Below are 22,245 nucleotides of genomic sequence, written 5' to 3' on the forward strand. Positions count from 1 at the left end.
GCCCTTCCACAGGCGCGCCGGAACAGCTTATTCGAGAGGAGCCAGCATGAATTTTTCACTTCACTTCGAGGCCGTGTTTGCTGAATCGGATCTGATCTGGCGCGGCATCATGTTGACGATAGGCCTGTCGGCAACTGCCATCGTCCTCGGCACGATGATCGCGGTGGCGCTGGTCGCCATGCGCAGTCTCGGCAACGGAGCCACCCGCTTGGGTGTCGATTCCTATGTTGAACTGCTACGCAACACCCCGTTTCTCGTGCAGCTCTTCATGGTCTTCTTCGGGCTGCCGCTCGTGGGCTTTCGCATGTCCGGAACCCAGGCGGCGCTCTTTGCCATGACGCTCAACCTTTCGGCCTATGCGACGGAGATCATTCGTGCCGGGGTGGAGTCCATACACCGCTCCCAGGTCGAGGCGGGCCTGTCGCTCTCGCTCAGCCGCCTTCAGGTGTTTCGTTACGTCGTGATGAAACCCGCCTTCGCGAAAATATGGCCGGCGCTGTCCAGCCAGTTCGTGCTGATGCTTCTGGCATCGAGCATCTGCTCCTTCATCTCGGTGCCGGAGCTCTCCGGCGCGGCTTCGATCATCGAGCAACGGACGTTTAGAAGCTTCGAGACCTATATCGTCGTGACCGTCATCTACCTCCTTCTCGCGCTGGCGCTGAAAATCATCCTCGCATGGATCGGTCATTGGCTGTTCCGCCGCCGCGTCAATGTCGTGTCCGCGATGACCGTCAAGGAAGGAATTGCCTGATGTCCACATTCGGTTGGCCGGAATTTCTTTTCCTGCTTCGTGCGGCTGGCTGGTCCATCGTCCTGACCGCCATCGCTTTCAGCATCGGCTCTATCGCCGGCGGCTTCTTCGCCATCATGCGGCTTTCGCAATACGGATCGGTCCGCAGCGTCGCCGCAAGCTATATCACCGTCATCCAATCGATACCGGTGCTGATGATCCTGTTCATGTCCTATTATGGACTGACATTGTTCGGCTTCGAAATACCGCCGCTGCTCGCCGCATCAGTGTCCCTGTCGGTCTATGTTTCGGCCTATCTGGCGGAAATCTGGCGCGGCTCCATCCAGGCGGTGCCCCATCAGCAATGGGAGGCCTCAGCTTCGCTGGCGCTCACGCGCTTCCAGCAATACCGCTACGTCATCCTGCCGCAGGCCATCCGGCTGTCACTGCCTCCGACGGTGGGTTTCCTCGTCCAACTGGTCAAGAACACCTCCATCGTATCGGTGGTGGGCTTCGTGGAACTCTCCCGGGCGGGCCAGCTCGTCAACAATGCGACGTTCAGACCCTTCCAGGTGTTCTTCGTTGTCGCCCTTCTTTATTTCGCGATCTGCTTCCCGCTATCGCGCCTCAGCCGCCATCTCGAAAGGGTTCTCCATGTCGGTCGTAACAATTGATCAGGTGCACAAGCGTTATGGCGCCCTTGAAGTTCTGAAGGGCGTATCGCTGAACGTCGAGGCGGGACAGGTCGTCGCCATCATCGGGCGCAGCGGCTCCGGCAAGAGCACAATGCTGCGCTGCATCAATGGTCTCGAAGAGTTTCAGTCCGGCAATATCACCGCCGCGGGACACAGGGTGGAGCAGGACCAGACCAAGCTCAGACAGCTGCGCAAGGACGTCGGCATCGTCTTTCAGAGCTACAATCTCTTTCCGCATCTGACCGTCGGCGAAAACATCATGCTGTCTCCGAAGATAACGCAGGATGTTGCAAAGGCGGAGGCCGATGCGCTGGCGCGCAAGGTGCTGGCGCAAGTGGGGCTGGCGGAAAAATTCGACGCTTATCCCGACATGCTGTCGGGCGGACAACAGCAGCGCGTGGCCATCGCCCGCTCGCTGGCGATGCGGCCGAAAGTCATGCTGTTCGACGAGGTGACATCCGCTCTCGATCCCGAACTGACGGGAGAAGTGCTTCTTGTCATGGAACAGCTGGCGCGGGAGGGCATGACGATGTTGCTGGTGACACATGAAATGAGCTTTGCCCGCAGTGTCGCAAACGTGACCGTCTTCATGCATCAAGGCAAGATCTGGGAAATGGGTGCTTCGAAACAGCTGTTCGAACAACCGCAAACGCCCGAGCTGCAGGCTTTCCTGTCCAATGGCGTGAAATAGGCAGTCACCGGCTCAGCGCGCATCAATGCGCACAACAGGAAGCAACGCAGACAATGTCACTCTTCTGCGTTGCTTTGGCTTATCCAGACTGTACGAGGTGGGAGGTGAGTTGCGGGCCGCGCCGGTTTATCGCGACCGATGCGGCCCCGCCCCGATCCAATCCAAATTCCACTACCGGCAGGCGTCGAGGCGGTTGATGGCCTCCACATTCTGCGCCGAAGATCCTCGCGGATCGAAATCCGAAACCAGCCAGGTGTCGACGATGGCTTTTGCGAGTTCCGGGCCGATCACGCGCGCTCCCATGGTAATGATCTGGGCATTGTTGGATTTCGCCGCGCGTTCGGCGGAATAGGTATCATGGGTCAAGGCGGCGCGAATTCCCGGCACCTTGTTGGCCGAGATACAGACGCCGATACCGGTTCCGCAAAAAAGCAGGCCGCGGTCGAATTCGCCGGAAAGAATGCTGCCGGCAACGGCTTCGGCGAGATCGGCATAAAACCCGTCCTGGCTTCGATCCACGACCGTCAGTCCTTCCCTGCCGGAGAGATGGGCGAGCACCGCATCCAGCAGGGGTTTTCCGGCGCTATCGGCGCCCGCGACAATTCTCATTTTGAAATCTCCCGTTGGCTGCGCAAGCCTGACCGGCTGCGACCGATATGTTGTGTTTTCACGATTGCAATCTGGCCTGCGCACCTTCGGCAAGGCTGCGCAAAATGAGCGCACAGGAGGTGGCTCCCGCATCGAGAACGCCCAGCGAGCGGTCGCCGAGGCGACTGGCGCGGCCGATCTTCGCAACCAGATTGATGGTTGAGTCCCTGCCGGTTTCGGCCGCAGCCACAAGTGCCAGAGCGGCATCGTGGAACGACGAGCCGGAAGCGATGGCGACGTCGAATGCCGTAACGGCCGGCACCAGCGTATCCATCAGCGTCTTGTCGCCCACCTTCGCGGAACCGATGGAGGCGACGCCTTCAAGGCCCGCATGCAGCATTCCGCTGAAGGAGGCAGCATCGATCGCCTCGGCATTTTCGATTTTCTCGGCGAATTCCGTAAACATGACGCCATAGAGCGGCCCCATCGAACCACCGATTTCCGTCATCAGAACCGTTCCGAGCGTATCCAGCGCCTCAGCCAGCGAGGCGTCCTGCCCGCGCAGCCGGTCTGCCGCCATGCCGAAACCCTTGGCCATGTTCACGCCATGGTCGCCATCACCGATCTTGCCGTCGATCTCGCTGAGATAGGCGCGGTTTTCGATGATCCTCTCAGCCATGGACAGAACGATGTCTCCGGCCTTTGCGTTCTGAAAAGATTGCATGATTTTTCCCCTCACAGCGTAACGGTGCAAACTGCCTCGGCATCGAGCAAAGGCTTCAACTCGTCATCCAGCGCCATCACGGTCAAAGTCGCGCCGACCATCTCGAGAGACGTGAAATAGTTGCCGACATAGGTTTTGTGGATTTTCAGGCCGCGTGCGGAAATCTCAGCCTCAATCGTGTCGTTGAGGATGTAGAGTTCATTGACCGGCGTTGCGCCCAGGCCGGAAACCAGCACCGCCACCTCGCTGCCGGCGGGCAGGTTGTGATCGTCGAGCACGATCTTGCACATGTCCTTTGCCACGTCGGCGGCGGATTTCAGCTTCTCGACGCGAACGCCGGGTTCGCCGTGGTGGCCTATGCCCACTTCCATGGTGCCGGGCGCGATCTCGAAGTTCGGATGGCCGACCGCCGGCAGAGTGCAGGGACCGAGGCCGACACCAATCGAACGGCAATTGTTGATGGCCTTCTGTGCGGTCGCCCGCACCTCCTCCAGCGAAGCGCCGCTTGCCGCCTTGGCGCCGCCGATCTTCCACATGAAGATTTCGCCTGCGACGCCGCGGCGTTTCTCACGCTCCCAGGGTGCGGCGGAGCATACGTCGTCATTGGCGACGACGGTAGCGATCTCGATGCCGTCCTTGGCGGCAAGTTTTGTCGCCATTTTCACATTCATGTTGTCGCCGGCATAGTTGCCGTAGAGCACGATCACGCCTCTGCCGCCATCAGCCTCGCGGATGGCGTCGTGAAAGCTCTTGGCCGTGGGTGATGAAAACAATTCGCCAACGGCGACGGCATCCAGCATGTTGCGGCCGGTGTAACCGATAAAGGCGGGCTCATGCCCCGAGCCACCACCCGTGACCACCCCAACCTTGCCGGCAACCGGTGCGCCCCTGGCAACGACGACACGTGGATTTTCCGCAAGACGCACGATCTCACGATGGGCCTTGACGAAGCCTTTCACCGTATCCTCAACCACCTCGTCGGGGTTATTCACAAATCTCTGCATTACTCTCCTCCTTTATGCCGTCTACGCGCCAGCGCTTGCCGCTTCTCAGGCGACAGCGGCCGAGCTTTCGGCTCCGCCCCCGGCCAATCCTCTTTTGACCGCATCAAGCGAAGCCGTCAGCGCTTCCTCTATTTCCCTAAGCGATGCGGGGCTGATACGCCTTACCGGCTGGGCATCCGCGCGACGGTGAAGGCGGGCCGGAAACTCGATGCTGATCGGCATCTCCGGCTTTCGCGCAATCTCGCCGAGCAGCTTGCGGCAATCGATATCGCCCTCGCCCACCGGCGCGAAAAACCAGCCTTCCGGCGTGCGTTTCACATCCTTGATATGTGCGTGGACCGAGGCGGGCAGTGCTGCCACCGCGTCGTCGGCAAAATCCTTGAGTTGCGGACGGTGGGACGCGGTATTGGCCGCGTCATAATTCAGCCCCAGCCATGGCGAGCCGAAACGCCGCGTGAGCGCGATACCCTCCTGCGCGATATTGAAAAGGTTGTCGCTGCCGTCGCCGGGATTTTCCAGCGCGATCACGATGCCGAAGGCTTCGGCACGGCGCAAAAGCACCTCGATATTGCGCAGGAACTGTCCTTCGCGCTGCCGGGCCGACGCATTGGTGGCGATAACCCTCGCGCCGATTCCCGCCGCAAAAGCCATTCTACCGGTGAAAATTTCAACGGAATTGTCCAGTCCGAGATCGATATGCGACGACATGGCATGGCAACCGAGCCCGGCATCGCTCAGCGAGCGGCGCCATGATGCCATTTCAGCCGGCAGGAAGGCGCTTTCGTCGAAGGGTTCGGTGTAACCGACGATAAAGGCAGGCTCCACATGGCAAAAACCGACTTTGGCGATGCTCTCCAGCATCTCCTCGCGCCCATAGCCGTCATATGGCGCGCCGGACGCCGATATGATGCGATCTTCCATGCAATCCTCCCTTGAGCCGCAGCTGAAGGGACGATGCCGATCACGCTGCAACCTCATTATTCCGATCGGAAAATGACGGAGAGGTCCGCTCGCGAGCAAGCGGAAAAAATTAACGCGCCAGTGAATTCAATTCATGTAACAGCCACACTCCTATTCGGAGGCGGCATCCTGCGGGTCATCGATCAGCCAGTCGGCGAACCGCCGGGCCAGCCTGCGCTGGCTGCCGGACTTCGGGTAAGCGAGATAATGCCCGACATAGTGAAGATCCTGCGTCACGCCGCTCAAGGGGGCGACCAGCCGCCCGGATTTTATCTCGCGATGGGCAAGCCGCGTCGATTCCAGCGCCACGCCGACGCCATTGGCGGCGGCGTCGATCGCCAGAAAACTGCGGTCGAAACTCATGGCCTGAATGGGCGGCTTGCCGAGCCCATTGGCCTCGAACCAGTCCGGCCATTGCAGACGTTTGTTGTCGCTTCGAATAAGCAATTGCCGGTTCAGATCACGCGGCGTCTGGATCTCTGCCGCAAGCGCCGGTGAACAAAGCGGCGTGACACGCTCGCTACCGAGCGGAATGGTGATCAGGTCGTCTCCCTGCGGTTCACCATAGATGATATCGGCGTCAAATTCACCATCCACGAAACGCACGTAGGTGGTGCTCGCGGCAAGCCGCACCTCGATCCCCGGATTGGCGTTTAGAAATTCAGGCAGGCGCGGAGACAGCACCTGCGCCGCATAGCTCGGCGCGCAGTGCAGGCGCAGAAGATGCGAGCGATTGGAGGACACCACCTCGATGCCCTGCCGCAGCTCCTCGAAGGCGTTCGATGCATGGGTCAGAAGCGTCTGCCCCGCCGCCGTCAGGCGCACGGTCCGCGTCGTGCGTTCAAAAAGCGGCGTGCCGAGCACCCTTTCGAGCTTGACGATGGCATGGCTGACGGCGCTGGCCGACAGGTTGAGCTCATCCGCAGCGGCGCGGAAGGAGCCGAGCCGGGCGGCGGATTCGAAGGCGCGGATGGAGGTAAGTGAAATGCCGTTCAACATTCGATTAGTGAAGCAGATTCATGAGATGATGTAAACTTCGCGTTTGAAGCGCCCTCTGCCCATCTGCAATATCGAGGCTGCATTCGTCGCAGGACGGGATGCGGCGGCAGGTCGGGAGCACCGCCGTCAAGCGTATGGAGCCGGCCCGTCCGGCTTGGGAGGATTGCTCATGTTGTTGAATGGAAAGACCGCGGTTATTTCAGGCGCCGCCAGCAAACGCGGCATCGGCCGCGCCACGGCGGAACTTTTCGCCCGCCACGGCGCCCGCGTCGCCATCGTGGATCTCGACGAAGCCGGCAGCATCGAAGCTGCGGCCTCGCTTGAAAAAGTGGCTGGTGGCGAGCATCTGGGCGTCGGCGGCAATGTCGCAGACCGCGCCTCCTGCGAGGCGGCCGCGCAAAAAGTCATCGCCGCTTTCGGCAAGATCGATATCCTCATCAACAATGCCGGCATCACTCAGCCGGTGAAGACGCTCGACATTACCGCCACGGACTGGCAGCGCATCGTCGACGTTAACATGACCGGTGTGCTGAATTTCAGCCAGGCCTTCATCCCCAATATGCGCGACAATGGCGGCGGTTCGATTGCCTGCATGTCGTCGGTTTCCGCGCAGCGCGGCGGTGGCATTTTCGGCGGGCCGCATTATTCGGCGGCCAAGGCCGGTGTTCTCGGTCTCGCAAAGGCCATGGCGCGTGAATTCGGCCCTGACGGCATTCGCGTCAACTCCGTTACCCCCGGCCTGATCCAGACCGACATTACCGGCGGCAAGCTCACCGACGACATGCGCCGCGACATTCTCAAGGGCATTCCACTCAACCGCCTCGGCGACGCCGTCGATGTGGCCAATATCTATCTTTTCCTCGCCTCGGATCTCTCTTCCTACGTCACCGGTGCGGTCGTCGACGTGAATGGCGGAATGCTCATTCACTGAAAACCATCTTTCGAAGCCGGGAAACCGGCTTCGATTTTCTGACCGGGAGGAGGAAACCATGGATCAGGCGTATTCGGATACCGATGCAACGAGGGAAGCGGCGCTGGCGAATGTATCGCTGGCGGAACGCGCCTGGCGCATCCGGCGCAACGCCCTGTTGATGGGTGAAGTTCAGGGACAGGGTTATGTCGGTCAGGCGCTCGGTATTGCCGACGTTCTGGCCGTGGCGTGGTTTCACACCATGCGCTACCGGGCGGACGATCCGCACTGGGAGGGCCGCGACCGGTTTCTGCTCTCCATCGGCCATTATGCGATTGCACTTTACGCAGCACTCATCGAGGCGGGCGTCATCCCGGAAGACGAGCTGGAGACCTATGGCTGCGACGGCTCGCGCCTGCCCATGTCCGGCATGGCCTCCTATACGCCGGGCATGGAAATCACCGGCGGTTCGCTCGGCCACGGGCTTGGCATTGCCGTTGGCATGGCTCTCGGCCTCAAGCGCAAGAATTCAGACCGGTTCATCATAAACCTGATGTCGGATGGCGAGTTGGGTGAAGGCTCGACCTGGGAGGCCGCCATGGGCGCGTCCCATCACAGGCTCGGCAATCTCATCAATCTCGTGGATTTCAACAATCAGCAGGCGGATGGCCCTTCCCGCGAAATGCTGTCCTCCGAACCCGTCGACGCCAAATTCGCGGCCTTCGGCTGGCATGTGCAACGCGTCAACGGCAACGATATCGACAAGGTTCGTGAGGCTTTCGACATCGCCATGTCACTTGCCGATGACAGGCCGCGCGCCATCATCTTCGATACCCGAATGGGCCGTGGCGTGCCCTTTCTCGAAAACCGAGAAATCACCCATTTCATTCGCGTGGAGGCGCATGAATGGAAACTGGCGCTCGACGCCCTTGAGGAAGGACGGCCGTCATGAGTGCAGCAGCCCCGCAGAAGCGCCTCACCACATCGGCGATGATCGCCTCCATTGCCGCCGAAGGTCAGTCGACACGCCCCGCGCCCTTCGGTCATGCTCTTGTTCAGCTGGCGAAGGAACGCGAGGATATTGTCGGCCTTACCGCCGATCTCGGCAAATATACCGACCTGCATATTTTCGCCAAAGCCTTTCCCGAGCGCTTTTATCAGATGGGCATGGCCGAGCAGCTGCTGATGAGCACCGCCGCCGGTCTCGCGCGCGAGGGCTTCGTGCCCTTCGCGACCACCTATGCGGTCTTCGCCGCCCGCCGCGCCTATGATTTCATCGCGATGGCGATTGCCGAAGAAAACCTGCCGGTGAAGATCGTCTGCGCCCTGCCCGGCCTGACAACGGGTTATGGCCCCAGTCATCAGGCGACCGACGATCTGGCGATCTTCCGCGCGCTGCCGAACATAACGATCATCGACCCATGCGATGCGACCGATATAGAAGGCGCGGTGCCGGCGATTACGGCTTACAACGGCCCGGTCTATATGCGCCTGTTGCGCGGCCAGGTGCCGGTGGTACTCGAAGAATATGGCTACAGGTTCGAACTCGGTAAGGCCAAACTCATTCGTGATGGTGCGCAGGTCCTTTTCATATCGTCCGGCATATTGACGATGCGGGTTCTCGAAGCGGCTGCCCTGCTTGAGAAGGAGGGCGTCGGCTGCGCCGTACTGCACTCCCCCACCATCAAACCGCTCGATACCGCCTCGATCTTCGCGGAGGTGGACAAGGCCGATCGTCTTGTCATCGTGGCGGAAAACCATAGCGAAATAGGTGGTCTCGGAGAGGCCGTGGCAATGGCGTTGATGAAAAGCGGCCGGGCGCCGCGACTGCAGCATATCGCCCTGCCCGATGCCTTTCTGGATGCAGGTGCGCTGCCCACCCTGCACGACCGATACGGCATCTCGACGACAACGATCGTGGCGCGCGTTAGAGGCTGGCTGGAGAATGAAGGTTTTGAAGTACCGCGCGGTTCGGTCTAAAGGCTGAGGTAAAGACATCGCGCAGAATCAGCCGGGGGGAGCCGGCGGTTTTAAGGGAGTGGAGCGCGTTATCCGCATGATCGGACAACGCTGAGGGTATTTAAATCCAGGGAGGAAAAAATGAGTATTTCCATCAACAGGCGCATGTTCCTGACCGGTACCGGACTGGCACTGGCGGCACCGGCCATTCTGACGGCAGCCCGCAACGCCCGGGCCGCCACAACGCTGACGCTCGGTCATGGTGCGGCACCGGGCAATCCGCGCACGCTCGCAGCCGCGAAATTCGCGGAACTCGTTGGAGAGAAAACCGAAGGCCGAGTGGCGATCAACGTCGCCGGTTCGGAAACGCTTGGCAGCGACGCCGCCATGCTGACCAGCCTGCGCACCGGGGCACTGGATTTCACCGCCAATAGCCAGGGTCCAGTTTCGAGCGTTGTTCCAGAACTCGCGGCGCTCGGCCTGCCCTTCCTGTTCAGCAATGCCGATCAGGCGATCAAGGTGCTTGAGGGCGATGTCGGCGCATCACTCGATGCGCGCTTCCAGAAAGTCGGCATCGTGCCGCTTGACTGGTGGGATAACGGCATCCGCCATGTTTCCAATTCCAAACACGCCATCACCAGGCCGCAGGATGTTGCAGGCCTGAAAATCCGCACGCCCGCCGACCCGATGACGATGGATATTTTCAAGGCGCTGGATGCGGCGACGGTTCAGATCGCCTTTGGCGAACTTTACATCGCGCTTCAGCAGGGCGTTGTGGACGGGCAGGAAAACCCTCTGGTCAACATCGAAAGTTCCAAGCTTTACGAGGTCAACAAACATATCAGCCTCACCGCTCATAAATGGGAATCCACGCCATTCCTGATGTCCAAATTCGCCGAGGGGCGGCTGGGCAAGGATTTTGAAGCGGTCAAGGCGGCTGCGAAGGAGGCCGGGGCGCTTCAACGCAAACTTTCGGCTGAAAAGGCAAGCGCATCGCTGGCCGCCTTCAAGGCCAATGCCGCTATCGAGGTGGTGGAAGACATCGACCACGCCGCTTTCGCGAAGGCCACCGCGCAGGTTCTGGAGACATGGAAACAGAAGCCCTTCGGCGATTTCGTCGCTGAGCTGGAAAAGGCCGCCAAGGGCTGACGATCAGGATGCCGGGCCGGCTCATGCCGCCCGGCCTCGCCTTCATGTCCACCGACAGGATCGGCGGGAGCCTCGCTCACGCCGACATTCATACGGTTTCAGTTTTCAGGAGATGCGCCAATGCTCGAAGGAGCCTTGTCCGCCGCCAATCGCGTTGACAGTTTCATCGCCATCCTCTGCCGCATCATCATCGTGGCATCCGGCATTCTGCTCACGGTCATCATGACCGCAAACGTCATCGTCCGCTATCTATCGACATCCGGCGGTCTGGATTTTGCGGAAGAACTGCCGACCATGCTGTTTCCATGGTTCATCGTCGCCGGCATTACCCTTGCCGCACAGAGCGGCGCGCATATGGCGGTGGAATGGATTTATGATAAGTTCGACGAACGCGGCAAGGTGGGCGTTCTGCTGTTCGCCAATCTCGTCACTGTCGCAAGCTTCATCATTCTCGCGCAGCAGGCGCTTGTCGTCGCCGAGATCGCCGGCGCGGAAATCAGCCCGGTTCTGCAGCTGCCCAACAGCATCGGCTATTATTCCATCGCCTTCGGCGCGGCACTGGTTTCGGTCACCACCGCAACGGCCAGCCTGCGCATTCTCTCCGGCGGCTGGCATGCCCGCCCGCACGGTGCAACCGAGGAGATGCCGCTATGACCATCGTGATGATCATTGCATTTTGTATTCTCATGATGATTGCGGTTCCGGTCGGCTATGCGCTGATCATCTCTGCGGGCGTCGCCGTGCTGTGGAACGGTTACGTGCCGCTTTCGATCGTGGCGCAGCAGGTTTACGACCAGACCCAATCCTTCCCCATGCTGGCGCTGCCATTCTTCATGCTCGCGGGCACGCTGATGCTCGGCGGCAAACTCGGAACCCAGCTTCTGGAACTCGCTTCCAAGGCCATGCAGCGTTGGCGCGGCGGCGCGCTTTCCACGACAGTCATTTCTTCGGTTGTGTTCGGCGGCGTTTCCGGCTCGGCGGTCGCCAATGCCAGTGCGCTCGGTTCGGTGCTCATTCCATGGCAGAAGCGTCAGGGTTACCCCGCGCCTCTCTGTGCGGCGAACAACGCCACCTCCGCGGTCATCGATGTGCTCATTCCGCCGTCGATCCCGATGATCCTCTATTCATTGGTCAGCGGCGTCAGCATCGCCAACCTGTTCATCGCCGGCATTCTGCCGGGCCTGCTCATGGCAGTGGGCTTCATCTTCGTCTGCTGGGCCATCGCTGTGCGGCGGGGCTATGCGGTGCGCGACGAAAGTATCCGCAAGCGTGATCTGGCGCTCCTTGCATTCCGCAGCCTGCCGGCAATCCTTCTGCCGGTCCTGATCATCCTCGGCCTGCGCTTCGGTTTTGCAACGCCGACGGAAGTGGCCGTTCTTTCCGTCGTCTATTCGCTGGTGCTCAGCATCTTCTTTTATCGCGATCTGACGTGGAAACGTTTCTGCGACAATTTCGTCGAGGCAGGCTCGGCAACCGGTGTCGTCATGCTGGTCATCATGGGAAGTGCCGCGGTGGGCTGGGTCCTCACCTTCGATCAGGCGCCCCAGCATTTCGCCACCTGGGTGGCAGAGAATATTTCGAACCCGATCCTCATCATTCTCATGATGAACATCCTGATGCTGATCATCGGCATGCCGCTCGATCTGCCGCCTTCGATCCTGCTGCTCGGACCGATCTTCGTGCCACTGGCCGATATGATAGGGCTCGACCGGGTGCAGCTCGGCATGATGATGGTGATCAATCTGGGTATCGGGCTCTACACCCCGCCCATCGGCACCACGCTGTTCATCTCGTCCTCCATTGCCAGAGCACCGCTCGGCGCGACGACGAGGGAATTGTGGCCGTTCTTCACCATGGCGATGCTGCTTCTCATCGCGGTCAGCTTCATTCCTGCGCTCACGATCTACTGAAATTCAGCCCGCAGCAAAACGCTAAGGGAAACCATCGGCCGATTCTCCCCGGCCGGTGGTTTTGGCGTTCGAGACACCTCGCTTAAGTAATCAAATCCGCTTTGTTCACGGTTTCGACGATCAAATCACCATCTGCGATACACCCTTCACGAAATTTTAGGGGATTGCGGAACACATATGGAACATATAGTGTTCGTTCTGTATTTGTTTCGCGACTTCAACGACGATTCTCAAGGGTGTTTTCCTCATGCTCACGCGCAAACAGCAGGAATTGCTTCTCTTCATTCATGAAAGAATGAAAGAGTCCGGCGTGCCGCCCTCCTTCGATGAAATGAAGGACGCACTCGATCTTGCCTCCAAATCCGGCATCCACCGGCTGATCACCGCACTCGAGGAGCGCGGATTTATTCGCCGGCTACCTAACAGGGCGCGAGCGCTGGAAGTGATCAAATTGCCGGAGGCCTACACGCCGGGTGCGAGGCCGCAACGCGGCTTTTCGCCAAGCGTCATCGAAGGCAGCCTCGGCAAGCCGAAGACGCCGGAACCTGCCCCCGCCCCCAAGGCGCCTGCCAACGATCTCGGCGGTGCGGTCACCGTGCCGGTCATGGGCCGCATTGCCGCCGGTGTGCCGATTTCCGCTATCCAGAACAACACCCATGATGTGGCCGTGCCGGTCGACATGCTGGGTTCGGGCGAACATTACGCTCTGGAAGTCAAAGGCGACTCGATGATCGAGGCCGGCATTTTTGATGGCGACACCGTCATCATCCGCAACGGCAACACTGCCAATCCGGGCGATATCGTCGTGGCGCTGGTGGATGATGAAGAAGCGACGTTGAAGCGTTTCCGCCGCAAGGGTGCCTCCATTGCGCTTGAAGCGGCCAACCCCGCTTATGAAACCCGCATTTTCGGGCCGGACCGGGTGAAGATCCAGGGCAAGCTGGTGGGACTGATCCGCCGTTACCATTGAATGGGTGATATCGAGCCCGTCCCTTTCGCGATGGCGAGAGGACGGTCTCTTGTGATGCATGGCCGCCGGTCCGAGGAACGGCGCGTTTACCGCGTTCATGAGGGGACGCACCATCCGTCGGATCGACATGCCGTTTCCTGCGAAGAGCAATTCCAGCTTTCACGCTTGATGTTTCGGTTGCGCTGCAGGCGCAACGGCAAAATGACGCTGGCTGCAATCGCGGAAAAGGCGCATTTCCCTTCTTCGCGAGCCATGGGCAGCCAATCGCCTCGCACCTTTTCGGTCGTCTCCAGGTGGTGATGTGTGTGGAATTCTTTCCCCTGCCCGGCCGCCATTCATCAATCCGGCTTATGGAAGCCATGGATTATTTGCAATATTCCGGACCGCATTGCCGGTATAGAAATGCGCGTCATATCGGGGAGACATGCCATGTACGATCTTTATATCGCCAACAAGAACTATTCCTCATGGTCGCTGCGGCCCTGGATATTGATGCGCACGCTCGGCATCGCCTTCAATGAAAAACTCGTTCCCTTTGGCGAAGGCGTCTCATTTTCCAGCTTTTCGCCGACCGGTAAGGTGCCCTGCCTTGTCGATGAGGGCGTGACGGTCTGGGAAACGCTGTCGATCGCCGAGTATCTTGCCGAAAGACATCAGGGTGTGTGGGCGAGCGACAAGCAGGCAAGGGCCTGGTCGCGCTCGGCGGCGAGTGAAATGCATGCGGGCTTCTCGTCGCTGCGCAATCTCTATCCCATGTCAGTCGGCATCCGGGTAAAGCCGAAAGGCGGCGACGCCGGGCTTGCGGCCGATATAAAGCGCATCGATGCGCTTTGGAGCGAAGGCCTCACGAAATTCGGTGGACCTTTTCTCGCCGGTCAGAAATTCACGGCGGTCGATGCTTTCTTCTGCCCGGTGGCATTCCGTTTCCAGACCTATGGCGCCGACCTCTCGCCGGCGGCCAAAACCTATTGCGACCGGCTGCTCGACCTGCCGGCCATGCGCGAATGGTACGAAGCAGGGTTGAAGGAAATCTGGCGCGATCTGCCCCATGAAGAGGAAGTCGGCGGCATTGGCGAATTGACCGCTGATCTGCGCGTCAAGGCCTGATGAATCACGCTGGCGGCATTCATTGTGACGCCGCCAGCAGCCGGGTGACGGCTTCGGGCACCTCATGGTCAAAACGGCCGCTTTTCCAGTCGTAGAAGCGATGTTCGCTCCAAGGCCTGTCGGTTCCCGCGGTTGCCGCGCGCATCCCTCCGACGACCCCGGTTTGATCGCTTCCGGCGAAATTGACCTCCACCGAACCGATGCGCCGTAAAATATCGCGGTTGAGCAGCAAGGCTCCCGAGCGGCATTGCGCAAACGAGGTTCTGCGGGAAACAATGACGATATCGGCAATGTCGCAGGCTTTCCCGGCAAACCGGCCGTCCTCCAGCACTATGATCCACTCGCCGCTTCTCGCGCGCGCCACGCACCAGATGCCTGTCCTGCAGGTAAAGGCTCCCGGCGCAGCGTCCCTCAGGGCGGCCGTCATCTCCCACACCACTGCCTTCATCTCTTCCGGCGCAAGCTTCGATTTTGCGCTTAAAGCAACGGTGGTTGCCGGAACCCCCGACTTGAGAAGGACCGGTGAGAGCGGTTTCTCAGGCAACAGCAGCGCCCTCTGCCATTGCTCATAGATGAAGCCCTGCGGCCGCGTTTTTGTGGTATAGACCTTGCCCTCGTCCAGAAGGGCGACCAGCCTGCCTTCCTCATGAATAAGCAGATCAGGCAGGCCGCGTTGGGCGACCGCTCCGGACAGGCCAAAGGCAAAGAGCAGAAGCGGAATTCCGAGAAGCGCCAGACGGGTGCGCAGCAATGTCAGCAACAGAAAGCCCACAGAGGCAATGCCGATGAACCAGCCATGCGGCCGCCCGGTCGCAGCGCTGCCGCCCCAGGACGCCACCTCCTGCGCGACCTCGATGACGAGCGCCATGCCATAACCCATGACCTTCAGGAAAGGCGCATCGAGCCCGAAGGGCATCAGCAGCATGGCGATGAGGCCGAAAGGCATGACGATCAGCGACATCAGCGGCATCGCCGCCAGATTGGCAAAAAGTCCATAGGTGGTGACACGCTGAAAATGTTCGGCCGAATAGATCGCCGTCGAAAGCCCGCCGATCAGCGATGTGGTGACGACCCCGCCAACAACGGCGCCTGCCGTTTGCGCAATCGTCATCCACGCCGGTTTGCGACCGATGACGAGACGCTCACGATCTCTGCGCCAGCGGCTCCAGGCGGCATAGGCGGAAACGAGCGCAATTGTTGCGGCAAAGGACATCTGAAAGCTCGGCCCCATGATTTCCGAAGGCGAAAGGGCGAGAATGACCAGAGCGGAAAGCGCAACATTCCTGAGGCTGAGCGAAGGTTGGTCGAACAACACCGCAATCAGCATCACCGACATCATCAGCCAGGCGCGTTCGGCGGAGACGGCAAAACCGGAAATCAGATAATAGGCAAGCGTCATCAGGAGCGCTGCGAAGGCGGACATCTTCTTCACCGGCCAGCGCTGCGCAAAAGCCGGAAACAGGCTGAAGGCGAGCCTCAGTCCCACGAAGAATATGCCCGAAGCGAGCGCCATGTTGAGCCCGGATATGGCGACGATATGGGCAAGACCGGAAAGCCGCAACGCTTCCATCGTCCCGGCCGATATGGCCTGTCTCTCATCGGTGACGATGGAGGCGGCAAAAGCGCCGGCATCACCGCCGATGGTGTTGCGAATGCGCTCTGCAATGGCGGTGCGCAGGCCATAAAGCCGCATATCGGCCCATTCCAGCCAGCCAGTTATCGCGTCGATGTCAGGTGGGGCTACGGCCTGCGGCGGCTTATAAAAGAAGCCTGTCGCACCTATGCCCCTGAAATAGGAGGCGAAGGCGAAATCGTTGAGACCCGGCAAGGCCGGACCGGATGGTGGAGAAAGCCGCGCCTTGCCGCGGATGGTCGCGCCGAGTGTAACAGGCTCACCCCCGCCGCGGGCCAGCAACGAAACCTTCTGCGGCGGGCGTGACAATGCCGGCGCTTCCGTCGCAGCCAGTTGCACGACATACCGCCAGTCACCACGCGCATCGACCTCCCGACGCATCACCGTGCCGGTGATGGTGGTGGTAACGGGCGTATCCAGCAGCACCGTCCCTGCCCGCCAGGTTTCGAACCCGGCGAAAAGCATGCCCAGCAACAGCAGCGCAGCGAGGCTGCAGGCCGTGGCTGCAAGGCGCGCGCGATATCGGGTGGCTAGCGCCAGGCTGGCGGCAAGCGAAAATGCGATAGCCAGAAGCAGCAATGAAGGTGTGGCATCCAGCGAAAACCAGAGGATCGCTCCACAGCCGATGAAGACCGGCACAAAAAGAAAATCATGGCCGAATGCGCGTTCTTCGGCGAGGCAGATGGTGATTTTTTGGAGAACCGCAGTTTGCAGTTTCGGTTTGCTGACAATGGCCGGCAGATCATATGTTGCGACTTCGCCGGTCCGGCGCAGCGGAGACAGGATATCCACCGTGCGGGGCAAGCCGCCCTGCATCGTTTCGGCATATCCGAAATGCTGTTTTTCCCCTTGATCAAGCAATCTGCGCCGCGCCCCTGCCGCACCGGAAACAGGTTTGCAGATGGACGCGCGGGATTGCAATGCTTTCCTTTAACCCTGCGTTGACCGAGATTGAATTGCTATTGCCGATAAAGCTGAAAGCAACGCGATTGCGTTTGCCGCAATGCACAATTTGACCTTTGGATAGCTTGGCATCGGCGCCAGGATCATATAGCTAATCGGTAGACGCTTAACCGCGAGGCGTGTCTCAACGCCTCCACCCGCATGTTCTCGGAGGATCAGTATGACGGAAAAAAGCGCTACAGTGACACTTGGCGAAAAGCAGGTGGAACTCCCGGTCAGGGAAGGCACGATTGGACCAAGCGTCGTCGATATCGCCACGCTCTACAAGCACACGGGCTCCTTCACCTACGACCCGGGTTTCACGTCGACGGCCTCCTGCGAATCCAAGATCACCTATATCGATGGTGACGAGGGCGTTCTGCTGCATCGCGGCTTCCCGATCGAGCAGCTTGCCGAACAGGGCGACTTCCTGGAAACCTGCTACCTGCTGCTTTACGGCGAACTGCCGACGGCTGCGCAGAAGAAGGATTTCGACACCCGCGTCACGCGCCACACCATGGTGCATGAGCAGATGAGCCGCTTCTTCACCGGCTACCGTCGCGATGCGCATCCGATGGCCGTCATGTGCGGCACGGTCGGCGCTCTCTCGGCCTTCTACCACGACTCGACCGACATCACCGATCCGCACCAGCGCATGGTCGCTTCGCTGCGCATGATCGCGAAGATGCCGACGATCGCCGCCATGGCCTACAAGTACCATATCGGCCAGCCCTTCGTTTACCCGAAGAACGATCTGGATTACGCCTCCAACTTCCTGCACATGTGCTTTGCCGTGCCGTGCGAGGATTACAAGGTGGATCCGGTTCTGGCCCGCGCCATGGACCGCATCTTCATCCTGCATGCCGATCACGAGCAGAACGCCTCCACCTCCACGGTGCGTCTTGCCGGTTCGTCGGGTGCAAATCCGTTCGCCTGTATCGCGGCTGGCATCGCCTGCCTCTGGGGCCCGGCTCACGGCGGTGCCAACGAAGCGGCGCTCAACATGCTCAACGAAATCGGCACGGTTGACCGTATTCCGGAATATATCGCCCGCGCCAAGGACAAGAACGACCCGTTCCGCCTGATGGGCTTTGGTCACCGCGTCTACAAGAACTACGACCCGCGCGCCAAGATCATGCAGAAGACGATGTACGAAGTGCTGGAAGCCACCGGCAACTCCGACGATCCGATCATGCAGGTCGCGCTGGAACTGGAAAAGATCGCCCTTTCCGACCCCTACTTCGTCGAAAAGAAGCTCTACCCGAACGTCGACTTCTATTCGGGCATCACGCTGAAGGCGCTCGGCTTCCCCACGACCATGTTCACCGTTCTCTTCGCTCTCGCCCGCACCGTCGGCTGGATCGCACAGTGGAACGAAATGATCGAAGATCCGCAGCAGCGTATCGGCCGTCCGCGCCAGCTCTATACGGGCGCCGGCAAGCGTGACTACGTTCCGGTTTCCAAGCGCTAAGCGACGAAACCCAGCAAGATCAAAGGCCGGCAGGTTTTCACCCGCCGGCCTTTTTGTTGAATGTCGTCCCAATAGCTCTCAATGGCGCGCAGCAACGCCCAGGAACTGCTTGAGTTCGGGCGTGGCCGGATTGGAGAACACCTCTTCCGGCGGGCCGATTTCGTGCACCCTGCCCTCATGCATGAAAACGACGCGGGAGCAGACGTCGCGCGCAAATTTCATTTCATGCGTCACCATCAGCAGCGTCATGCCTTCGCCGGCCAGTTCACGCACCACCGCCAGCACCTCCGAGACCAGCTCGGGATCGAGTGCCGAGGTGATCTCGTCGCAAAGAAGCGCGATCGGCTGCATGGCGAGTGCACGGGCAATCGCAACGCGCTGCTGCTGACCACCGGAAAGTTCATCGGGATAGGCATCGAACTTATGCGCCAGCCCGACCCGTTCCAGCATCTTGCGCGCAACGGCTTCCGCTTCCGGTCTCGGCGTCTTCTTCACAACGGTCTGCGACAGCATGACATTGCCGCCGACCGTCTGGTGCGGGAAGAGATTGAATTGCTGGAAAATCATGCCGACCTTCAGCCGCAGGGCTTTCAGATGCAGATCGTCTTCGAGAAGCTGCGCACCGGCGACCGATATGGAACCGGCCGATATCGTCTCCAGCCCGTTGATGCAGCGAAGCAGGGTCGACTTTCCCGATCCGCTCTTGCCAATGATGGCGATGACCTCACCCGGCTCCACATCAAGGTTGATGCCTTTCAGAACCTCGTTGCTACCATAGCTTTTGCGGACTTCAGTGATTTCGATGAGCGACATTGAGCTTCCTTTCGAGGATCTGGCTGCTCTTCGACAGAGGCCAGCACAGCGCGAAATAGATGAGGGCGACGAGGCCATAAACGGTGAAGGGCTGGAAGGTGGCGTTGGTGACGACCGTGCCGGCCTTGGACAGTTCCACGAAGCCGATGATCGAGGTCACGGCCGTGCCCTTGATGACCTGGACGAAGAAACCGACGGTTGGCGGAATGGCGACCCGCATGGCCTGCGGCAGGATGACGTAACGCATCTGCTGCAGGCGGCCCATGGCAAGGCTTGCCGATGCCTCCCATTGGCCTTTCGCGACGGATTCGACGCAGCCGCGCCAGATTTCGGTGAGAAAGGCAGCGGCCCAGAGGATCAGCGTCAGGCCCGCCGCCAGCCAGGCCGGCACATCGATGCCGAACAGGCCAAGGCCAAAAAAGGCGATGAAGAGCTGCATCAGCAGCGGCGTTCCCTGAAAAAGCTCGACATAATAACGCGCAAAAGCCCGCATCGATTTTTTTCGGGAAATGCGCATGAACAGCAGAAGCAGCGCCACAAGGCCACCGCCGGCAAAGGAAACGAGCGAGAGCAGCACGGTCCAGCGCGTGGCGAGCAACAGGTTTCTGAGAATATCCCAGGTGGAGAATTCGATCATCGGACACTCCTGCGCGGAAAGATAAGGTTGCCGCCCATGACAAGCACCTGCCGGAGAAGAATGGCCAGCACGAGATAGATGACGGTGGAGACCATGTAGGCTTCGAAGGCGCGGAAGGTGCGCGACTGGATGAAATTGGCGGCGAAGGTCAGGTCCTCGGCCGCGATCTGCGATACGACCGACGAGCCGAGCATGACGATCACCACCTGCGAGGACAGTGCCGGCCAGATGCGTTGCAGGGACGGCACCAGCACCACATGTCGGAAGGTTTCGAAACGGGTCATGGCAAGGCTTGCCCCCGCTTCGAACTGCCCCTTCGGCGTCGCCTGAATGCCGGCACGGATGATCTCGCAGCTATAGGCTCCGAGATTGACCACCATGGCGATGTTGGCCGCACTCAGTTCCGATAGTTGCAGGCCAAGCGACGGCAGGCCGAAAAAGATAAAAAACAATTGTATGAGAAATGGCGTATTGCGAATGAGCTCCACATAGGTCGCGACCGGCGGCCGTAGCCATTTAGGCCCAAGCGCGCGCACCCAGGCGCAGAATATGCCAAGCGCGATGCCAAGAACGCCGCCGACGGCGATCAATTCCAGCGTGATGACGATGCCCTTGGCGATCTGCGGGTAATAATCGAGAAGCCATCCAAAATCGAATGTATATTTCACCCGATGTTTCCTTTCGGGGAGGACAAACCATGCGCCGGACCGGGATCAGACAGGACCGGCGCGTGGATTTGCCGGGTTGATCAGAGATCCTTCGGAAGATCGGTTTTCAGCCACTTCTGTGCGATTGTGTTCAGCGAACCATCGGTCTTTGCAGTCGCGATGATGGCGTTGACCTTTTCAAGCAGCGCCGGCTGTTCCTTGTTCAGGCCGATATAGCAGGGCGAATTCTTGATCAGGAATTTCAGCTCGGGACGCTTCGGCGGGTTCTTGGCCAGAATGGCGGCAGCCACGACATTGCCGGTGGCCACGGCTTCCACCTGGCCGGCGAGGAAGGCGGAGATCGTGCCGTTATTATCCTCGTAGCGCTTGATGGTCGTGTCGGCCGGAGCGACCTTGGTCAGTTCCAGATCTTCTACCGCGCCACGGGTGACGCCGATGGTCTTGCCCGCCAGATCTTCTGCCTTGGCGACGGTAACCGAGTCCGGAGCAAACACGCCATTGAAGAAAGGTGCATAGGCGGTGGAGAAATCGATGACCTTTTCACGGTCCGGGTTCTTGCCGAGGCTCGAAATCACGAGATCGACCTTGTTGGTTTGCAGATAGGGAACGCGGTTGGCGCTGGTGACCGGCACCAGCTCGACCTTCACGCCCAGCTTCTCGCCGATCAGATTGGCGACATCGATATCATAGCCCTGTGGGGCCATATCCGTACCGACGCTACCGAAGGGCGGAAAATCCTGTGGGACGGCAACGCGGATCGTGCCGCGGGAGGTGATATCGCCGAGCGTATCGGCAAGGGCAGCAGATGAAAAACCAATCGTTGCGGAAATCGCGGCAATGGCAAGCAATGAACGTCTGGACAACATGGGAGACTACTCCTTGGGGCTTGAGAAAAGCGGCTGCAGTGAAAGGGAATTGCGAAGCTCGTAGAGCGGGTCCGGCCTGCGGGTGAGATCGAGACCGGTTTCGACCTCATCGAGGTGGCGGATGGCGAGTTCGGCGGCGGCGTGGAAATCGGCCGCCTGGATCGCCTCGAAGATGCGGCAGTGCCCGTCATGCGATTGCTGCGCATGGAAATCAGACTGATAGAGCATGGAGATGAGGATGGTTCTGGCGGTCAGGTCTCGGAGCGTTTCGACGATGATGTCGTTTCCGGCGATTTCCGCGATGCGGATATGGAAATCACCCATCAGGCAGGTCAGGCGCTGGCGATCACCCTTGGCGATGGCCGCCTTCTCCTCGTCGAGGTGACCGGCAAGGATGGAGATGCCTTCCGGGCTGACAACGGAAAGATTGCGCAGAAGCCCATATTCAATGATGCGGCGCGCCTCATAGACCTTGATGGATTCTTCCGCAGAAGGCTCCACCACGAACCAGCCGCGACGCGGACTGACGGTGACGATGCCACGCGTTTCAAGCCGCATCATCGCCTCGCGGATGCGCGTGCGTGACACGCCAAAAAGGCTGGCGAGCTGGTTCTCGCTGAGGCGGGTGCCCGGACGAATGCGCGCGGAGAGAATGCCGGAGATGATGGCGTCTTCTACCGCGCTCTGGGCGCTTTCGGATGTATGGCTATCTTGCATACAAGATTGAAAGCAAGAGCCGTGCCAGACGTAAATCTAGAGACTATTGGCCATTTGACGGTGCATTGCCTGCCGCCCTAACGATCAAATGCGTTAAAACAG

The 22,245-nt window shown here is 59.9% G+C and carries 24 protein-coding genes; 12 read left to right on the top strand and 12 right to left on the bottom strand.

The features are described from left to right. The first annotated feature begins 46 nt into the window (after positions 1–46). The 3 genes from O3S81_RS12310 to O3S81_RS12320 are packed head-to-tail and all read left to right on the top strand — an operon-like array spanning position 47 to position 2,116. On the top strand, positions 47–751 hold the full coding sequence (locus O3S81_RS12310; protein ID WP_269343567.1) for an amino acid ABC transporter permease: 705 nt from the start codon (positions 47–49) through the stop codon (positions 749–751). Further along, the gene (locus O3S81_RS12315) at positions 751–1,404 is read left to right on the top strand and encodes an amino acid ABC transporter permease (protein WP_269343569.1); all 654 of its coding nucleotides are present in this window, start codon (positions 751–753) and stop codon (positions 1,402–1,404) included. Before O3S81_RS12310 ends, O3S81_RS12315 begins: the two co-directional genes overlap by 1 nt. After that, positions 1,385–2,116 carry an amino acid ABC transporter ATP-binding protein gene (locus tag O3S81_RS12320; protein ID WP_269343570.1) on the top strand — a complete coding sequence of 244 codons (732 nt, stop codon included), beginning with the start codon at positions 1,385–1,387 and terminating at the stop codon, positions 2,114–2,116. The genes O3S81_RS12315 and O3S81_RS12320 overlap by 20 nt, the downstream gene beginning before the upstream one ends. Positions 2,117–2,287: 171 nt before the next feature. Here O3S81_RS12320 and derI read toward each other — a convergent pair whose 3' ends face one another. The 5 genes from derI to O3S81_RS12345 all read right to left on the bottom strand — a co-directional run bounded on the left by derI (position 2,288) and on the right by O3S81_RS12345 (position 6,391). Beyond that, positions 2,288–2,725, bottom strand: coding sequence for a D-erythrulose-4-phosphate isomerase (derI, locus tag O3S81_RS12325; protein WP_269343571.1), 438 nt, complete (start codon positions 2,723–2,725; stop codon positions 2,288–2,290). Positions 2,726–2,783: 58 nt separating this feature from the next. Next, complete coding sequence (gene dhaL, locus O3S81_RS12330; protein WP_269343573.1) at positions 2,784–3,428, bottom strand: dihydroxyacetone kinase subunit DhaL; 645 nt, start codon at positions 3,426–3,428, stop codon at positions 2,784–2,786. A gap of 11 nt (positions 3,429–3,439) precedes the next feature. Then, positions 3,440–4,432 carry a dihydroxyacetone kinase subunit DhaK gene (locus O3S81_RS12335; RefSeq protein WP_269343575.1) on the bottom strand — a complete coding sequence of 331 codons (993 nt, stop codon included), beginning with the start codon at positions 4,430–4,432 and terminating at the stop codon, positions 3,440–3,442. A gap of 45 nt (positions 4,433–4,477) precedes the next feature. Then, positions 4,478–5,353, bottom strand: a complete 876-nt coding sequence (locus O3S81_RS12340; RefSeq protein WP_269343577.1) for a sugar phosphate isomerase/epimerase family protein — start codon at positions 5,351–5,353, stop codon at positions 4,478–4,480. A gap of 150 nt (positions 5,354–5,503) precedes the next feature. Continuing rightward, positions 5,504–6,391 carry a LysR substrate-binding domain-containing protein gene (locus O3S81_RS12345; RefSeq protein ID WP_269343579.1) on the bottom strand — a complete coding sequence of 296 codons (888 nt, stop codon included), beginning with the start codon at positions 6,389–6,391 and terminating at the stop codon, positions 5,504–5,506. 169 nt (positions 6,392–6,560) lie between these two features. Between O3S81_RS12345 and O3S81_RS12350 the strand changes: the two genes are divergently transcribed. From O3S81_RS12350 to lexA, 7 genes are all read left to right on the top strand, one after another. Further along, positions 6,561–7,322 (top strand): SDR family NAD(P)-dependent oxidoreductase, encoded by a 762-nt coding sequence (locus O3S81_RS12350; RefSeq protein WP_269343580.1) that lies wholly within the window; start codon positions 6,561–6,563, stop codon positions 7,320–7,322. Positions 7,323–7,380: 58 nt separating this feature from the next. Continuing rightward, the gene (locus tag O3S81_RS12355) at positions 7,381–8,253 is read left to right on the top strand and encodes a transketolase (RefSeq protein ID WP_269343581.1); all 873 of its coding nucleotides are present in this window, start codon (positions 7,381–7,383) and stop codon (positions 8,251–8,253) included. Then, positions 8,250–9,281 carry a transketolase family protein gene (locus O3S81_RS12360; RefSeq protein WP_269343583.1) on the top strand — a complete coding sequence of 344 codons (1,032 nt, stop codon included), beginning with the start codon at positions 8,250–8,252 and terminating at the stop codon, positions 9,279–9,281. Before O3S81_RS12355 ends, O3S81_RS12360 begins: the two co-directional genes overlap by 4 nt. 120 nt (positions 9,282–9,401) lie before the next feature. After that, positions 9,402–10,409: a TRAP transporter substrate-binding protein gene (locus O3S81_RS12365; protein ID WP_269343585.1), complete on the top strand. Its 1,008-nt coding sequence runs from the start codon at positions 9,402–9,404 to the stop codon at positions 10,407–10,409. A gap of 120 nt (positions 10,410–10,529) precedes the next feature. After that, positions 10,530–11,063: a TRAP transporter small permease gene (locus O3S81_RS12370; RefSeq protein WP_269343587.1), complete on the top strand. Its 534-nt coding sequence runs from the start codon at positions 10,530–10,532 to the stop codon at positions 11,061–11,063. Beyond that, complete coding sequence (locus O3S81_RS12375; protein ID WP_269343589.1) at positions 11,060–12,319, top strand: TRAP transporter large permease subunit; 1,260 nt, start codon at positions 11,060–11,062, stop codon at positions 12,317–12,319. The genes O3S81_RS12370 and O3S81_RS12375 overlap by 4 nt, the downstream gene beginning before the upstream one ends. A gap of 247 nt (positions 12,320–12,566) precedes the next feature. Continuing rightward, positions 12,567–13,289, top strand: a complete 723-nt coding sequence (gene lexA, locus O3S81_RS12380; RefSeq protein WP_003521385.1) for a transcriptional repressor LexA — start codon at positions 12,567–12,569, stop codon at positions 13,287–13,289. A gap of 95 nt (positions 13,290–13,384) precedes the next feature. Here lexA and O3S81_RS12385 read toward each other — a convergent pair whose 3' ends face one another. Continuing rightward, on the bottom strand, positions 13,385–13,624 hold the full coding sequence (locus tag O3S81_RS12385) for a hypothetical protein (RefSeq protein WP_269343592.1): 240 nt from the start codon (positions 13,622–13,624) through the stop codon (positions 13,385–13,387). Positions 13,625–13,718: 94 nt separating this feature from the next. On the opposite strand from O3S81_RS12385, the gene O3S81_RS12390 reads away from it, so the two are divergent. Further along, positions 13,719–14,396 carry a glutathione S-transferase family protein gene (locus tag O3S81_RS12390; RefSeq protein ID WP_269343593.1) on the top strand — a complete coding sequence of 226 codons (678 nt, stop codon included), beginning with the start codon at positions 13,719–13,721 and terminating at the stop codon, positions 14,394–14,396. 19 nt (positions 14,397–14,415) lie between these two features. Here the strand turns inward: O3S81_RS12390 and O3S81_RS12395 are convergent, their stop codons facing one another. After that, positions 14,416–16,845 carry a ComEC/Rec2 family competence protein gene (locus O3S81_RS12395; RefSeq protein ID WP_269344412.1) on the bottom strand — a complete coding sequence of 810 codons (2,430 nt, stop codon included), beginning with the start codon at positions 16,843–16,845 and terminating at the stop codon, positions 14,416–14,418. Positions 16,846–17,152: 307 nt separating this feature from the next. Here O3S81_RS12395 and gltA point away from each other — a divergent pair, with 307 nt between their 5' ends. Further along, the gene (gene gltA / locus O3S81_RS12400) at positions 17,153–18,442 is read left to right on the top strand and encodes a citrate synthase (RefSeq protein ID WP_003502585.1); all 1,290 of its coding nucleotides are present in this window, start codon (positions 17,153–17,155) and stop codon (positions 18,440–18,442) included. Between the two features lie 78 nt (positions 18,443–18,520). On the opposite strand, the gene O3S81_RS12405 is transcribed toward gltA, so the two are convergent. The 5 genes from O3S81_RS12405 to O3S81_RS12425 all read right to left on the bottom strand — a co-directional run bounded on the left by O3S81_RS12405 (position 18,521) and on the right by O3S81_RS12425 (position 22,143). After that, entirely contained in the window at positions 18,521–19,255 is a 735-nt protein-coding gene (locus O3S81_RS12405) for an amino acid ABC transporter ATP-binding protein (protein WP_269343597.1), read from the bottom strand. After that, a complete protein-coding gene (locus tag O3S81_RS12410) occupies positions 19,233–19,892 on the bottom strand; it encodes an amino acid ABC transporter permease (protein WP_003521390.1) in 660 nt (219 codons plus the stop codon). Before O3S81_RS12410 ends, O3S81_RS12405 begins: the two co-directional genes overlap by 23 nt. Further along, positions 19,889–20,560, bottom strand: coding sequence for an amino acid ABC transporter permease (locus O3S81_RS12415; protein ID WP_269343598.1), 672 nt, complete (start codon positions 20,558–20,560; stop codon positions 19,889–19,891). Before O3S81_RS12415 ends, O3S81_RS12410 begins: the two co-directional genes overlap by 4 nt. Positions 20,561–20,640: 80 nt before the next feature. Next, positions 20,641–21,426 (bottom strand): transporter substrate-binding domain-containing protein, encoded by a 786-nt coding sequence (locus O3S81_RS12420; protein WP_269343599.1) that lies wholly within the window; start codon positions 21,424–21,426, stop codon positions 20,641–20,643. Positions 21,427–21,432: 6 nt separating this feature from the next. Beyond that, entirely contained in the window at positions 21,433–22,143 is a 711-nt protein-coding gene (locus O3S81_RS12425) for a GntR family transcriptional regulator (protein ID WP_269343600.1), read from the bottom strand. Positions 22,144–22,245 lie beyond the last annotated feature (102 nt).

Source organism: Agrobacterium sp. SOY23, assembly GCF_027212525.1.
In the GTDB taxonomy this organism is placed as follows: domain Bacteria; phylum Pseudomonadota; class Alphaproteobacteria; order Rhizobiales; family Rhizobiaceae; genus Agrobacterium; species Agrobacterium tumefaciens_I.

What these genes read in the sequence shown, in the direction of transcription:
- O3S81_RS12310 (WP_269343567.1), top strand. Translation starts at nt 47, where the DNA reads ATGAATTTTTCACTTCACTTCGAGGCCGTGTTTGCTGAATCGGATCTG.
- O3S81_RS12315 (WP_269343569.1), top strand. Translation starts at nt 751, where the DNA reads ATGTCCACATTCGGTTGGCCGGAATTTCTTTTCCTGCTTCGTGCGGCT.
- O3S81_RS12320 (WP_269343570.1), top strand. Translation starts at nt 1,385, where the DNA reads ATGTCGGTCGTAACAATTGATCAGGTGCACAAGCGTTATGGCGCCCTT.
- derI (WP_269343571.1), bottom strand. Translation starts at nt 2,725, where the DNA reads ATGAGAATTGTCGCGGGCGCCGATAGCGCCGGAAAACCCCTGCTGGAT.
- dhaL (WP_269343573.1), bottom strand. Translation starts at nt 3,428, where the DNA reads ATGCAATCTTTTCAGAACGCAAAGGCCGGAGACATCGTTCTGTCCATG.
- O3S81_RS12335 (WP_269343575.1), bottom strand. Translation starts at nt 4,432, where the DNA reads ATGCAGAGATTTGTGAATAACCCCGACGAGGTGGTTGAGGATACGGTG.
- O3S81_RS12340 (WP_269343577.1), bottom strand. Translation starts at nt 5,353, where the DNA reads ATGGAAGATCGCATCATATCGGCGTCCGGCGCGCCATATGACGGCTAT.
- O3S81_RS12345 (WP_269343579.1), bottom strand. Translation starts at nt 6,391, where the DNA reads ATGTTGAACGGCATTTCACTTACCTCCATCCGCGCCTTCGAATCCGCC.
- O3S81_RS12350 (WP_269343580.1), top strand. Translation starts at nt 6,561, where the DNA reads ATGTTGTTGAATGGAAAGACCGCGGTTATTTCAGGCGCCGCCAGCAAA.
- O3S81_RS12355 (WP_269343581.1), top strand. Translation starts at nt 7,381, where the DNA reads ATGGATCAGGCGTATTCGGATACCGATGCAACGAGGGAAGCGGCGCTG.
- O3S81_RS12360 (WP_269343583.1), top strand. Translation starts at nt 8,250, where the DNA reads ATGAGTGCAGCAGCCCCGCAGAAGCGCCTCACCACATCGGCGATGATC.
- O3S81_RS12365 (WP_269343585.1), top strand. Translation starts at nt 9,402, where the DNA reads ATGAGTATTTCCATCAACAGGCGCATGTTCCTGACCGGTACCGGACTG.
- O3S81_RS12370 (WP_269343587.1), top strand. Translation starts at nt 10,530, where the DNA reads ATGCTCGAAGGAGCCTTGTCCGCCGCCAATCGCGTTGACAGTTTCATC.
- O3S81_RS12375 (WP_269343589.1), top strand. Translation starts at nt 11,060, where the DNA reads ATGACCATCGTGATGATCATTGCATTTTGTATTCTCATGATGATTGCG.
- lexA (WP_003521385.1), top strand. Translation starts at nt 12,567, where the DNA reads ATGCTCACGCGCAAACAGCAGGAATTGCTTCTCTTCATTCATGAAAGA.
- O3S81_RS12385 (WP_269343592.1), bottom strand. Translation starts at nt 13,624, where the DNA reads ATGGCGGCCGGGCAGGGGAAAGAATTCCACACACATCACCACCTGGAG.
- O3S81_RS12390 (WP_269343593.1), top strand. Translation starts at nt 13,719, where the DNA reads ATGTACGATCTTTATATCGCCAACAAGAACTATTCCTCATGGTCGCTG.
- O3S81_RS12395 (WP_269344412.1), bottom strand. Translation starts at nt 16,845, where the DNA reads ATGCAGGGCGGCTTGCCCCGCACGGTGGATATCCTGTCTCCGCTGCGC.
- gltA (WP_003502585.1), top strand. Translation starts at nt 17,153, where the DNA reads ATGACGGAAAAAAGCGCTACAGTGACACTTGGCGAAAAGCAGGTGGAA.
- O3S81_RS12405 (WP_269343597.1), bottom strand. Translation starts at nt 19,255, where the DNA reads ATGTCGCTCATCGAAATCACTGAAGTCCGCAAAAGCTATGGTAGCAAC.
- O3S81_RS12410 (WP_003521390.1), bottom strand. Translation starts at nt 19,892, where the DNA reads ATGATCGAATTCTCCACCTGGGATATTCTCAGAAACCTGTTGCTCGCC.
- O3S81_RS12420 (WP_269343599.1), bottom strand. Translation starts at nt 21,426, where the DNA reads ATGTTGTCCAGACGTTCATTGCTTGCCATTGCCGCGATTTCCGCAACG.
- O3S81_RS12425 (WP_269343600.1), bottom strand. Translation starts at nt 22,143, where the DNA reads ATGCAAGATAGCCATACATCCGAAAGCGCCCAGAGCGCGGTAGAAGAC.